Source organism: Brevibacterium aurantiacum, assembly GCF_900169065.1.
GTDB classification, from domain to species: Bacteria; Actinomycetota; Actinomycetes; order Actinomycetales; family Brevibacteriaceae; genus Brevibacterium; species Brevibacterium aurantiacum.
The window spans coordinates 22,228-34,006 of the sequence record NZ_FXZB01000006.1; the positions used below are offsets into that span (position 1 = coordinate 22,228).

The 11,779-nt window shown below is 62.1% G+C and carries 16 protein-coding genes and 1 tRNA gene; 7 read left to right on the forward strand and 10 right to left on the reverse strand.

All coding sequences use genetic code 11. From position 1 onward, the window contains the following. Positions 1–40: 40 nt before the first annotated feature. Genes ehuA through ehuB form a run of 4 tightly spaced genes read right to left on the reverse strand, consistent with a single transcriptional unit; the run spans position 41 to position 3,196 of the window. Positions 41–856, reverse strand: coding sequence for an ectoine/hydroxyectoine ABC transporter ATP-binding protein EhuA (gene ehuA, locus BAUR9175_RS05245; RefSeq protein ID WP_096145860.1), 816 nt, complete (start codon positions 854–856; stop codon positions 41–43). Continuing rightward, positions 843–1,502: an ectoine/hydroxyectoine ABC transporter permease subunit EhuD gene (ehuD, locus tag BAUR9175_RS05250; RefSeq protein WP_009882488.1), complete on the reverse strand. Its 660-nt coding sequence runs from the start codon at positions 1,500–1,502 to the stop codon at positions 843–845. The genes ehuA and ehuD overlap by 14 nt, the downstream gene beginning before the upstream one ends. After that, positions 1,499–2,290, reverse strand: a complete 792-nt coding sequence (gene ehuC / locus BAUR9175_RS05255) for an ectoine/hydroxyectoine ABC transporter permease subunit EhuC (protein WP_096145859.1) — start codon at positions 2,288–2,290, stop codon at positions 1,499–1,501. The genes ehuD and ehuC overlap by 4 nt, the downstream gene beginning before the upstream one ends. Before the next feature lie 24 nt (positions 2,291–2,314). Next, positions 2,315–3,196: an ectoine/hydroxyectoine ABC transporter substrate-binding protein EhuB gene (ehuB, locus tag BAUR9175_RS05260; protein ID WP_009882490.1), complete on the reverse strand. Its 882-nt coding sequence runs from the start codon at positions 3,194–3,196 to the stop codon at positions 2,315–2,317. Positions 3,197–3,311: 115 nt separating this feature from the next. Here ehuB and BAUR9175_RS05265 point away from each other — a divergent pair, with 115 nt between their 5' ends. The 7 genes from BAUR9175_RS05265 to mutM all read left to right on the forward strand — a co-directional run bounded on the left by BAUR9175_RS05265 (position 3,312) and on the right by mutM (position 8,237). Continuing rightward, positions 3,312–4,073: a GntR family transcriptional regulator gene (locus tag BAUR9175_RS05265; protein WP_009885119.1), complete on the forward strand. Its 762-nt coding sequence runs from the start codon at positions 3,312–3,314 to the stop codon at positions 4,071–4,073. Beyond that, entirely contained in the window at positions 4,070–4,558 is a 489-nt protein-coding gene (gene coaD / locus BAUR9175_RS05270; protein WP_009885118.1) for a pantetheine-phosphate adenylyltransferase, read from the forward strand. The genes BAUR9175_RS05265 and coaD overlap by 4 nt, the downstream gene beginning before the upstream one ends. A gap of 3 nt (positions 4,559–4,561) precedes the next feature. Next, the gene (locus tag BAUR9175_RS05275; protein WP_009885117.1) at positions 4,562–5,749 is read left to right on the forward strand and encodes an MFS transporter; all 1,188 of its coding nucleotides are present in this window, start codon (positions 4,562–4,564) and stop codon (positions 5,747–5,749) included. Between the two features lie 121 nt (positions 5,750–5,870). Continuing rightward, positions 5,871–6,389, forward strand: a complete 519-nt coding sequence (locus tag BAUR9175_RS05280; RefSeq protein WP_009885116.1) for a YceD family protein — start codon at positions 5,871–5,873, stop codon at positions 6,387–6,389. A gap of 2 nt (positions 6,390–6,391) precedes the next feature. Next, positions 6,392–6,595: a 50S ribosomal protein L32 gene (gene rpmF, locus BAUR9175_RS05285; RefSeq protein ID WP_009885115.1), complete on the forward strand. Its 204-nt coding sequence runs from the start codon at positions 6,392–6,394 to the stop codon at positions 6,593–6,595. Between the two features lie 3 nt (positions 6,596–6,598). Next, complete coding sequence (rnc, locus tag BAUR9175_RS05290; RefSeq protein WP_009885114.1) at positions 6,599–7,303, forward strand: ribonuclease III; 705 nt, start codon at positions 6,599–6,601, stop codon at positions 7,301–7,303. 10 nt (positions 7,304–7,313) lie between these two features. Beyond that, positions 7,314–8,237 carry a bifunctional DNA-formamidopyrimidine glycosylase/DNA-(apurinic or apyrimidinic site) lyase gene (gene mutM, locus BAUR9175_RS05295; protein WP_009885113.1) on the forward strand — a complete coding sequence of 308 codons (924 nt, stop codon included), beginning with the start codon at positions 7,314–7,316 and terminating at the stop codon, positions 8,235–8,237. Here mutM and BAUR9175_RS05300 read toward each other — a convergent pair. From BAUR9175_RS05300 to BAUR9175_RS05325, 6 genes are all read right to left on the reverse strand, one after another. Beyond that, complete coding sequence (locus BAUR9175_RS05300; protein WP_009885112.1) at positions 8,228–8,773, reverse strand: hypothetical protein; 546 nt, start codon at positions 8,771–8,773, stop codon at positions 8,228–8,230. The genes mutM and BAUR9175_RS05300 overlap by 10 nt on opposite strands. 97 nt (positions 8,774–8,870) lie before the next feature. Next, the gene (locus BAUR9175_RS05305; protein WP_125178234.1) at positions 8,871–9,191 is read right to left on the reverse strand and encodes a hypothetical protein; all 321 of its coding nucleotides are present in this window, start codon (positions 9,189–9,191) and stop codon (positions 8,871–8,873) included. 30 nt (positions 9,192–9,221) lie between these two features. Beyond that, entirely contained in the window at positions 9,222–9,506 is a 285-nt protein-coding gene (locus BAUR9175_RS05310) for a hypothetical protein (RefSeq protein ID WP_125178233.1), read from the reverse strand. Between the two features lie 102 nt (positions 9,507–9,608). Next, entirely contained in the window at positions 9,609–11,171 is a 1,563-nt protein-coding gene (locus BAUR9175_RS05315; RefSeq protein WP_101583153.1) for a BCCT family transporter, read from the reverse strand. A 9-nt stretch (positions 11,172–11,180) separates the two neighbouring features. Then, positions 11,181–11,399 (reverse strand): choline/carnitine/betaine transporter, encoded by a 219-nt coding sequence (locus BAUR9175_RS05320; RefSeq protein WP_009885109.1) that lies wholly within the window; start codon positions 11,397–11,399, stop codon positions 11,181–11,183. Between the two features lie 263 nt (positions 11,400–11,662). Then, a tRNA-Asn gene (locus BAUR9175_RS05325) sits at positions 11,663–11,735 on the reverse strand. Between the last annotated feature and the right edge of the window lie 44 nt (positions 11,736–11,779).

The following is an 11,779-nucleotide window of genomic DNA, read 5'->3' on the forward strand; positions in this document are numbered from 1 at the left end:
CACCGGAGTCGTACTCCGGTGGGCCTTGCTGAACGTGTGGCTACTGCACGCTGGAGAGGAACGTCCGCGTCCGCTCGTGCTGCGGGTTGTTGAAGATCTGGTCCGGCGGACCTTCCTCGAGCACCTGACCGCCGTCGAACATCATCACCCGGTGTGAGACCTCGCGGGCGAACTGCATCTCGTGAGTCACGAGCAGCATGGTGATGTCGGTGGTCTCTGCGATGTCGCGGAGGACGCCGAGGACGTCGCCGACGAGCTCGGGGTCGAGCGCGGAGGTCACCTCGTCGAGGAGGAGGATCTCCGGGCTCATCGCCAATGCTCTGGCGATGGCCACACGCTGCTGCTGACCGCCCGAGAGCCTGGTGGGATGCTCATCGGCCTTCTCGCCGAGTCCGACCTTCTCCAACAGAGACTTCGCCTCTTTGACGGCCTCTGCCTTCGGCTTGCCCAGCACATGGACGGGAGCCTCGATGATGTTCTCGAGCACCGTCATGTTGGGGAACAGGTTGAACTGCTGGAAGACCATCCCGATCCGCGTCGTCATGGCGCGCGTCGTCTTCGACGGCAACTCGACGCGCTTGCCGTTCTTCTCGGTGTGCGTCAGGGGTTTGCCGTCGACGAAGATAAAGCCGCCGGTCAGCTCCTCCAAGGTCATGACAAGACGGAGAATCGTCGTCTTGCCGGAGCCGCTGGGGCCGATGAGCGTCACACGCTCTCCGGGGGCGACGGTGAAGTTGAGGTCCTTGAGGACCGTTGTCTTCCCGAACCGCTTCTCCACGTCCTTGAATTCGATCGCCGGAGTGCCGGAGGTCGAGGTGGTGCCCGGTGCTGATGAGGTGTTCTCAGTAGGTGGCAAGGCGCTTCTCCATTCGTTGGATGAGCAGGGATGTCGGGTAGCTGGCGGCGAGGAAGATGAGACCGGCCAGAGTAAAGGCTTCCGTGTAGGCGAATTTCGCCGCTCCGAACTGCTGTGCTGAGGTGACGAGCTCGACCACAGAGATCGCGAACAGGAACGGGGTGTCCTTGAACATCGCGACGGCGTAGTTTCCCAACGACGGGACCGTGGCGCGCAGAGCCTGCGGGAGGACGATCGCGGTGAACTTCCGGACCGGCGGCAGCGACAGCGCGGTCGCTGCCTCATGCTGGCCCGGAGGCACCGAATCAATGCCCGCACGGTAGCTTTCCGACATGTAGGTCGAATAGTGGATGCCGATGACGATGAAGCCGATGACGAGCGCCGGAACATCGACGAGGCCCGGGATCCCGGCGAAGATGAAGTAGACGAACATCAGCTGCATGACCAGCGGTGTGTTGCGGACGAAAGCGACGAGCAGTCGGATCAGCCAATTGATCCAGCGTGGCAGCGACCGAATCGCGACGGCGATGATGAGGCCGAGGACCACGGCGATGAGCGTGCCGATGACGGTGGCGATGAGCGTGTTGACGAATCCTCGCAGGAGGATCGGCAGCGCTTCGGCGGCGAATTCCCAGTTCCAGATCACAGTGGGCCTCCGTATCCGACGTTGCCTGCGTTCGGCCCAGCCACTGAAGTGGAACCGGGGTCACTGTTCTTATCTGCGCGGGCGTCGCGGCGCGCTACCCGTCTGTCGGCACGTGAGTTGGGTCGTCTGCGGCCCAGCTTTGCTGTGGCCCTGCGTTCGAGGAAGTTCATACCCTCCTGGATCAGCCAGGCGATGACGAAGTAGATGATGAGCCCGATGGTGAAGGCGAAGTAGGTGTCGTTCGTCGACTGGCGCAGCTGATCGATCTTTTCGGTCAGGTCCTGCAAAGTGATGAAGGAGACCACCGCTGTGCCTTTGAGGAGCTGGATGAGCAAGGTCGCCAGGGACGGGACCATCAGTGCCCAGGCCTGGGGGAAGATGACGCGGACCATTCGTCTGGTGGGGGAGAGGCTGAGTGCGATGGCACCCTCCCACTGGCCCTTGTCGACGGTCTTGATCGACGACCGAACCACCTCGGCGGAATAGGCACCGTAGTTGAGAGCCAGAGCTCCGATGCCGCAGAGAATGGGGTCGAGGTCGACGCCGAGGAGCGGAAAGACGTAGAAGAGCCAGAACAGCTGCACGAGCAGCGATGTGCCGCGGAAGAACTCGACGATGATGCGTGCCGGGATACGCATCCAGGCGTGGAGCGACGTCATCGCGAGCCCGAGGACGATCGCAATGATGATGGTGCCGATCGCGCCCGCGACGGTGAGGATGAGCGTTGTCTGAATTCCCTCCCACAGCTGTGGGAGGAAATTCAGCAACGTTGTGAAATTGTCAGTCATGATCTGAGGTGATCAGTAGACAGATCAGGACTTGGCTGTGGGAAGTTCGCCCTTGCACAGCTGATCCGTTGTGATCTCACCGTCGGGGCGTTCTTCCTTCGTGAAGCCGTAGTCGCCGACAACGTCAAGGTACTTCTTCTCGTCGCTGACGATCTTGTCGAGTTCCTTGTTCCAAGCATCCTTGAGTTCTGTGTCATCCGTGCGGAAGACCGTGGCGCCGGCACCGATCTGCGGGACGCCGTCGATCTCCTGGACGAAGGATTCGCTGACCTCGACGTCGGCATCCTTGTTGTTCTGTGCCATCCAGTTGAGCGAGATGCCGGTCAGAGCGAAGACATCGGCACGGCCTGTGGTCACGGCGTCCATGCCGTCCTGGGGAGTGCCGACTTCCTGCGACTTGATGCCGAGGTCCTTGGCGTAGTCGGATTCGATCGCACCGGTCATGGTGGCCAGCTTGAGGCCCTTCTCCTTGACGTCGTCGATGGTCTTCATGCCGTCCTGTTCGCCCTTCTTGGTCATCAGGGCAGTGGTGTACATGAACTCAGGATTGCCGAAGGCGGCCTGTTCGCAGCGATCAGGAAGAATCGACATTCCGGCAGAGATGGCCCCGAAGCGGTCGGCATTGAGGCCGGGGATCAGTGAGCCGAATTCGGTGTTGACACCTTCGACGTCGTCGACGCCGAGCTCCTTGAAGATTGTCTTGGCCATTTCAACCGAGGCGCCTTGGAGCTCGCCGTCCTTTTCGAAGCTGTACGGTGCCTCACCGGCGAAGCCGACTGAGATCTTTCCGTCGTCGATGGCCTTCTGCAGAGTGCTCTTGTCGGAATCGCTTCCGCCGCAAGCCCCCAGGGTGAGTGTCAGAGCGAGAATCGAGGTCGCGGCGGCTAGCCCCTTGATGGCTTTCATAGCTGTCCCTTTCTTAGTGCGTTGACACATCTTCATGACATGCGTCTCAAGAACACTATTCAATACTTTTGTTGTCCGGATGTCACACTGTCAGACAACGTTATATGATCGTGATATGCCTTCACCCCCGACCTCGGAGCTCCCTGTCCTGCGCAAGGTCATCCGCTCCTCGACGATCGACCTCATCGCCGACCAGATCAGAAACGCCATCTACAGCGGCTCGTTGGCGCCGGGGCAGTCCATCAACGAAGTCCGCACGGCCGAGCTCCTCGTCGTCTCCCGACCATCACTGCGGGAGGCTCTGCAGCGCCTCGTCAGCGAAGGAGTGATGACGCATGCGCCCGGCCGCGGAGTCTGGGTCAAGCGGATGAGCACCGATGACATCGACGACGTCTATGCGGTCCGCGAGGCCATCGAAGCCCAGGCTGTGAAGATCGTGATTCGATCGGGCAAGCCGATCGCCCGCATCCACCAGGCGCTGGCCAGGCTGGAGGAGGCGATCACGGAGAACACGGCGCGCACCATCGGCGATGCCGACCTCGACTTCCACCACTCGATCATCGCTTGCTCCGGGTCCGTCAGACTCAGTGACCTGATGAAGGTCTCCATGGTCCACACTCGTCTGCTCTCGCTCTCCGATCCGCGCGGTTACGAGGTCAGGTGTGACCTCATCGAGACGCACCGGGAGCTCGCCGAGGCGATCGCAGCCGGTGACGAGCAGCTGTCGCTGGCGATCGTGGGCAGAGTCATGAGCTGCGCCGCATCCCGTCTGCACAATCCGCTGACGGAACCCGAGGCTGTCATCGTCAGGGCCGAGGACCTCGACGAGCCTGTCGACGACCAGTGGTCGCAGCTGAGAGATACGATGAAGCCATGAAGGTTGTCTGCCCCGGTTCCTATGACCCGATCACCATGGGTCATCTCGATGTCATCGCCCGCAGTGTCCGACTCTTCGACGAGGTGGTCGTGGCCGTAGTGCACAATCCGAAGAAGTCCGGACGCTTCGACCCGAAGGTTCGCGCCGATCTCATCCGCCGCTCACTCGACGAGGACGAGCGGACCCGAGGCGCGAAGAACGTCACCATCGACACCGTCGCCGGGGGCCTCCTCGTCGACTACTGCACCTCCATCGGCGCACCTGCCGTGGTCAAAGGGCTGCGCTCGGGCACGGACTTCGCCTACGAGCTGCCGATGGCGCTGATGAACAAGCATCTGAGCGAGCTCGAGACGATCTTCGTTCCGGGGAATCCCGAGTACGAACACGTCTCGTCCTCACTCATCAAGGAAGTCCACTCCGGCGGGGGAGACATCACGGGTCTGGTGCCGGATGCGGTGCTGTCGGCGCTGAACGCCAGCCGCTGAGGCATGCCGATTCCCTCTTCCTCCTCCAGGGCATGGTTCCTCGGCCTCATCTTCCACACCGTGATCGCGCACGCGACCTACAACGGTGTGCGCGTCCTCATCTCCTATCGAACTCTGGAGCTGGGCGGCAGCGGTGTCGTTCTCGGTCTCATGACCGCCTGCTACTCACTTGTCCCGCTGCTCACTGCGCTCTTCGTCGGCAGACTCGTCGATCGCGGCTATGCCACAGCTGTGCTGTGGACGGGGACGATCCTCTCGATCGTGCCCGTCGGTCTCGCCGCGCTGGCGCCCAACCTCGGCGTTCTGCTCATCGCCACGATGAGCCTGGGCCTGGGTCAGCTGCTGACGACCGTGGCCTCCCAAGCGCTGATCCCGCAGAGCTTCCCGGCCTCGGCCCTGACGTCGAAGTTCGGCTTTCTCACGCTCGGCGTCTCGATCGGTCAGACGATCGGTCTGCCTGTGGCCGGCATGATCGCGGATTCGACCGACGGGTCACCGCACATCGTCGGTGCCCTGTGGTTCATGACCGGGGTCTCCGCGCTGACACTGGTCGCAGCGGTCATCGTCATGCTCCGCGGGCGCACACCGCACGTCTCCCGCGCCGATGCGGCCAAGGACGCCCGCACGCCCTGGTCTCTGCTCTCGATCCGGGGAATGAAGCCCGCGATCCTCGCCTCGATGACCACGCTGGCGGCCGTGGACCTGATGACGGCCTATCTGCCGCTCATCGGTCAGCAGAACGGATTGTCGGTGACGACGGTGACCTGGCTGCTGACCCTGCGCACGCTCGCCTCGGTCATCTCGCGGCTCATCATCGGGGTGCTGACCCGCAGATGGCACAATCTCTCGCTCCTGTGGACCGCCTCGGCGCTGGCAGGGGTCTGCATCATCCTCATCCCCGTCTTCACTCAGCCTTGGGCGCTGGCGATCCTGCTGCTCATCTCCGGGTTCTGCTTCGGGCTCACGCAGCCGCTGACGATGACCTGGGTCTCGACCCTGTCGGACCCGGCCAACCGTGCCGCGGTCCTCTCTATCCGGCTCGCCGGCAACCGACTCAGCCAAGTCGCAATCCCCTCGGCGGCGTCCCTGCTCACCCTCATCGCGGGCTCGGGCATCGTCTTTACGATCTCCGGTGCGCTGCTCTTGGCCGCCGGTGGGGTGACGCTGCGCAATCACCGCGAGAAATGGTGACCAGGAACACCTGTGCAACTTCGCAGGCTCGATTGGTAATGACCGGCGATGATGACTAGAATGGTGAGTCGCGTGTGAACGCAGGAGTAAGCATCCTCAATCACGTAAAGGAGGAGTGAGCATGAAGAAGCAGTCTGAGTTCGTCTACGATCTCAGGTCGATGGGATTGCTCGGTCATCCTGGTGAATGGGAACGGGTGAACACCACCCTGTCTGCTCCGGCGGATCTCAAGATCGAAGTGATCGGGGTCGCAGAAGGTTCACCACTGGCACTCGAGCTGATGTTCGAAAGCGTGTCAGAGGGAATCTACGTGTCGGGCTCAGTCTCGGCCACGGCCCGCGGCGAAGATGTAAGGACTCTCGACGAAATCGAGTTGCCTATAGATGTCGACATCCAAGAGATGTACGTCTATGAGCAGGCCGAGGGCGACGAGGATTCCTATGTCATCGACCGCGATCAGCTCGACCTCGAGCCCGCGATTCGAGACGCTGTCGTAATGGCTCTTCCGTTCAGTCCGTCAAAGGACGAAAGCGAAGAGTTCAGCTTCACCGTGGGGGAAGACCTCGAGGTGGACGAGAGCGAAGCGGATTCGCCGTTCGCATCATTGAAGAGTTTGTTGGATGAGAAGAAAGAGAGCTAGACGTGGCTGTTCCAAAGCGTAAATTGTCGCGCAGCAACACCCGCCACCGTCGTTCGCAGTGGAAGGCACAGGCTCCTAGCCTGGTCAAGACTGTGGAGAACGGTCGCGTTGTGTACTCGCGCCCTCACCAGGCCAAAGTTGTCGAAGACGCAGCCGGCACCCCGCTGTTCCTTGAATACAAGGGACGCAAGGTCGCTGACGTCTGACCTGTGGACACTGACACCACAGCAGAACTGCAGAAGAGTCTCGGGATCGATATTGATCCCGAGACTTTTCGTCTCGCTTTAACTCACCGCTCCTTCGCTTTCGAAGCCGGCGGCATTCCCACGAACGAGCGCCTCGAATTCCTCGGCGACTCCGTCCTGGGCCTCGTGGCCACCGAGTCGCTGTACTACGACAACCCGGATCTGGCCGAAGGCTCACTGGCCAAGATGCGCTCCGCCGTGGTCAATACCCGAGCCTTGGCGTCGATCGCGCGCAGGCACGGCATCGGCCCCCACATACTTCTGGGCAAGGGCGAAGAGCTCACCGGCGGACGCGACAAGGACTCGATCCTCGCCGACACCGTCGAAGCCCTCATCGGCGCGACCTTTGTCGCCCGGGGACGTGAAGAGGCCTTCGCATTCGTCCACCGACTCATCGATTCGATGCTCTCCGACGCTGTGAATCTTGGTGCCGGAATGGACTACAAGACGACCCTGCAGGAAGCAGCGGCCGACCTTGACCTGGGTGCTGTGAGCTACGAGATCGTGTCCTCGGGACCCGACCACGCCATGGTCTTCACCGCCACCGCCCTTCTGGGTGCCAACGGCTGGGGCACCGGCGACGGATCCTCGAAGAAGAACGCCGAAGCGGCAGCAGCGGAAGTCGCCGTCAAGGCCATCCGCACCATCTACCCGGACTACACGCGCTGAGGCATTCCTGATGCCTGAGCTTCCCGAGGTCGAGAGCGTCCGTGTGGGCGTCCATGAATGGACTGCCGGCACCACCATCACCGGCGCCGAGGTGATCGACCCCCGAATCCTGGGAACGACATCCCAGCGTCGCATCGATGCTTCCGCCGTCGACGGGTTCATCGCCGCTGTCACCGGTCGCCGGATCATCGCTGCCGAACGTCGCGGCAAGTTCATGTGGCTGACATTGGGGGAGGACCTCGGGGCCGGCCCGGCCGCCGAGCCGGCTGCCCCCGAACTCAGCCTGCTCGTCCACCTCGGCATGAGCGGACAGCTGCGCGTCCACGATGCCGCTGACGAGATCCACCGACATACCCGGGCAATCCTTCGCCTTGAGCGGGGGAGTGAGAGCCTTCAGCTGCGCTTCATCGATCAGCGGATCTTCGGCCATCTCGGCGTACAGCCACTGGTGCATGCCTATGGTCGGCTCGTGCCCGCCTCGGCGAATCACATTGCAGCCGATCCTCTGGAACCGGCCTTCGAACCCGGACTCGCTCTCGAGCAGCTTGCTCGTAAGCGGACGGTGGTCAAATCAGCGCTGCTCGACCAGTCCCTGGTCAGCGGCATCGGCAACATCTATGCCGACGAAGCACTGTTCCGCGCCGGAATCCACCCCCTGGCGATTCCCGCTCGCACGCGCAAGTCCCGTCTGGCCGCCGTTCTCGACTCCGCGACACGAGTCATGAGCGATGCCCTGGCTGTGGGTGGGACGAGCTTCGACGCGCTCTACGTCAATGTCAACGGCGAATCCGGCTACTTCGACCGTGCCTTGCTCGTCTACGGACGCGGCGGCCAGGAATGTGTGCGCTGCGGGACCGAGATCGAGAAGATGACGATCGGTGGACGTGGCAGCCACTTCTGCCCGAACTGCCAGAAGCCGCCCCGCTACCGCTGAGGCGAGCCGGACTGCCCCTGAGACCAGCCGGGCTGCTGTCGCCCATGCTGCTGCCGGGAACCTCGTGACATCCGATTGAGGTGTGCGATGTGCCCATCGATCAGGGCCTGCTGCGCGCGCCCGTGGTCTTGGTGACTGAGATAGGTCGTCGGCCAGGAAGGAGATTTCCAGAGGGCTGTGACCTCGACGAAACTGCCGTCTCTGAGGTGCGCGACCGCGGCCAGACGTGGGGGTGAACCTGGCGGGGGTCGCACAATCCGGTGCACATCGTGCCAGGCGATGCTTCGAGCTCGACCGATGAATCCGCACCAGATGAAGCGATCGGGAGTGATCTCCAATCGTGCCCTAGACCCCATCCAGAAGTTGACTGCAGCACCGATGAACAGGAGGACAGGACCGAAGAGGAATATGATCATCCAGTCCTCCACGAATACGGAAAGAATGATCACCGTCGCGATGGCCAGAATCCCCATGCCGGTCAGCATCCACCCGACGACGAGTGACACCACGCCGTGGGTTCGGATGATCGTATTCATTCGTCGTCGCTTCCTTCCCGCTGATCCGTCAGGCGCACGGCGCTATCTTCTCACGTCAGCGGCGCGGCAGGATGGGCGCCTGAGCCCATACCGTCCCTCAGCGCTGGTACCCAGTCGAGAACGTGGACCAGACATGGTGGAAGAGTCGAACGACCTCGTCCTCACTGAGGCCCTGGACTCCGGGCAGGAGAAGGAACGGCTGGTCGAAGCTCAGGTACGGGCGGGGACCGACTCGCAGCTGCCAATCACCGGGCTGCATGCGTACCCGGGCCTGAGCGCGCTGCGTCAGCGGCATGACGGTGCATCGGCCCCCGATGTCGTTTTTGACCGGCACATAACGGCGTTCGGGGGCGCGAAGATCTCTCCAAGGTATGTGGCCGATGCCGCGCAGGGAGATTCCGACAGCATCAAGGCGCACGGGAAGTTTCTCGGAGGCGATGCGCTCACGCTAGAGCAGACCCACGCCGACGAGAATCACTCCGACAAACAGACCCAGCACGCCAAGCAACGCGCCGACGATGATGCTGAGAGACCAGAATCCGACATCGCGGACAATGGCACCGATGATAATCAGCACCACTCCAGCGCCGGCTGCTGCGAACGAGATTCCGATGGCAATGCTTCTCTTCCGTCGCCAACGAGACAGCGCTTCGGACGGTCGACCGGGCAACGTCACGCTGCCCTGGAATTCCAAGCGTTGCAGAATGCTGCTCAGCCCGGTCATCGAATCCATACACACAGAATATAGCGGTGGCCAGCCGGGAACGAGAACGAGGGCCGGGTTCCGCTCCGTTCGGAGCAGTACCCGGCCCTCGGACCGTTGGTGACCGGAAGGTCAGCTCTGGCTTGTGCCTGTATCGTCGTCGGAGTCGTTCTCGATGTCCTCGGCCGGCAGCTCAGAGGTCTCGAGTCCGAAGACCGAACCGTCGTACTCGTTGACGGCCGTGGCGACCGACTGCTCGAGGACGTGGTTGGCCAGCTGTCCCTGAATGATCAGCGGATCTCGGGAAAGGTCCTTCCAGACGGCCACACACAACAGCAGCATGACGATGACGAACGGCAATGCCGCCACGATCGTGATGTTCTTCAGACCCTCGAGAGCCTCGGCCGGGTCGGAACCTCCAGCCAGGAGCATCACCGCTGCCACAGCACCGGTAGCCACACCCCAGAAGAGGACGAGGCCCTTGCCGGGCTCTTCGCGGCCGTTGGCCGACAGCGTGCCCATGACGATCGACGCGGAGTCGGCACCCGGGACGAAGAAGATCGCGATGAGGATGACCGTGACGACCATCAAGATGATGGCAATGGCGTTGGGCAGCGGCAGAGCGCCGAGGAGATCGAACAGGATCGTATCCATGTTGATGTCCGGTTCCCCGTCGACGATCTTCGCCAAGGCCTTGACGGTGCCTTCGCCGCGCTCAGCACGTTCCTGGATGCCGATGGCGCCGCCACCGAAGATCGCGAACCAGATTGTCGAGACAACCGAAGGAACGATGAGAACGCCGAGGACGAACTGACGCACGGTGCGACCGCGGGAGATGCGGGCGATGAAGAGGCCGACGAAGGGTGACCATGAGACCCACCAGGCCCAGTAGAAGACGGTCCACGAGGACAGCCAGGTGTTGACGTCCTGGCCGTTGGCTGCGGTCCGCGACGCCATCTGCGGCAGATCCTGGATGAACGAACCGAGAGAGGAGGGAATGACGTTGAGGATGAACAGAGTCGGTCCGCCGATGAACACGATGAGGGCGATGATGATCGCCAGGACCATGTTGATGTTCGACAGCCACTGAATGCCCTTTGCGACACCGGATACGGCCGAAGCGACGAAGGCTGCGGTGAGGATCGCAATGATGATGACGAGGATCGGCGAGGAGACATCGGACATGATGCCAGCCGATTCGATGCCTCCGCCGATCTGGATCGCACCGAGACCCAGTGAACAGGCCGAGCCGAAGAGCGTGGCGAGGATCGCGAGGATGTTGATGACCTTGCCGCCGGCGCCGTTGACCGCACGTTCACCGAAGAGTGGGGTGAACATCGACGAGAACAGCTGGGAGCGTCCCAGACGGAAGGAGCCGTAGGCGACGCCGAGTCCGACGATCGCGTACATCGCCCAGGGGTAGAGGGTCCAGTGGAAGAGCGTGGTACCCATCGAGGTGCCCATGGCCTCCGCAGTCGAACCATCGACCGTGTTCGGCGGGGGAGACATGTAGAAGAAGAGAGGCTCGCCGACCGCGGAGAACACCAGACCGATGCCCATACCGGTCGCGAACATCATCGAGATCCACGATGAGGTCTTGAACTGCGGCTTCTCATCGTCTCGGCCCAGCGGAATCCGCCCGAACTTGGACAGGGCGACGATGATGACGAAGATCGTGAAGACGGTGGCGGCGATGACGAAGAGTCAGCCGAAGTTGTCCATCACGCCGGTCAGCAGAGTTCCTGCCACAGCACCGAGGCTGTCCGGAGAGAGGAAGCCCCAGACGACGAAGCCGACTGCGAGGACGCCTGCCGTGAAGAAGACCACTTTGTCGACGCCCTTGCGGATGAGCGGCTTCTGCTTCGTGGTCGGATTCTTCAGGTGCCGTATCAGCTCCTGAGTCTTTGTCGTTTCACTGCTCATAGGGATGCTTGCCGATCAGCGTGGCCGCAGTAAGTCCGCGGCCGGTCCCGGTCGGCGCTCCTTCCTGTTCATGGACGGCGTTGATTGTCACCGGGCCGATTGGGGCGCTGAGTCCAAATTAGTCCGATTTTTCAGTTTCCTATCGGTTCACACCAAAGATCATTTCAGCTGAGATGCGAGACGGGGTCAGACTTCGCCATGGTGCCGACGATTCTGCCCGGACATGGTCAAGGCCCCGTCGCGGACGACGGGGCCTCGATCAGCTCCCCCGGCTGGGCTCGAACCAGCGACCCTTCGATTAACAGTCGAATGCTCTGCCAACTGAGCTACGGAGGAAAGACGCCGATTTCGGCGCACGAGGAAATACTCTATCAAAAGAT

Bases quoted from the DNA above. Each gene is read 5' to 3' on its own strand.
- ehuC (WP_096145859.1), bottom strand. From the start codon at position 2,290: ATGACTGACAATTTCACAACGTTGCTGAATTTCCTCCCACAGCTGTGG.
- ehuB (WP_009882490.1), bottom strand. From the start codon at position 3,196: ATGAAAGCCATCAAGGGGCTAGCCGCCGCGACCTCGATTCTCGCTCTG.
- BAUR9175_RS05265 (WP_009885119.1), top strand. From the start codon at position 3,312: ATGCCTTCACCCCCGACCTCGGAGCTCCCTGTCCTGCGCAAGGTCATC.
- coaD (WP_009885118.1), top strand. From the start codon at position 4,070: ATGAAGGTTGTCTGCCCCGGTTCCTATGACCCGATCACCATGGGTCAT.
- BAUR9175_RS05275 (WP_009885117.1), top strand. From the start codon at position 4,562: ATGCCGATTCCCTCTTCCTCCTCCAGGGCATGGTTCCTCGGCCTCATC.
- BAUR9175_RS05280 (WP_009885116.1), top strand. From the start codon at position 5,871: ATGAAGAAGCAGTCTGAGTTCGTCTACGATCTCAGGTCGATGGGATTG.
- mutM (WP_009885113.1), top strand. From the start codon at position 7,314: ATGCCTGAGCTTCCCGAGGTCGAGAGCGTCCGTGTGGGCGTCCATGAA.
- BAUR9175_RS05300 (WP_009885112.1), bottom strand. From the start codon at position 8,773: ATGAATACGATCATCCGAACCCACGGCGTGGTGTCACTCGTCGTCGGG.
- BAUR9175_RS05310 (WP_125178233.1), bottom strand. From the start codon at position 9,506: ATGGATTCGATGACCGGGCTGAGCAGCATTCTGCAACGCTTGGAATTC.
- BAUR9175_RS05320 (WP_009885109.1), bottom strand. From the start codon at position 11,399: ATGAGCAGTGAAACGACAAAGACTCAGGAGCTGATACGGCACCTGAAG.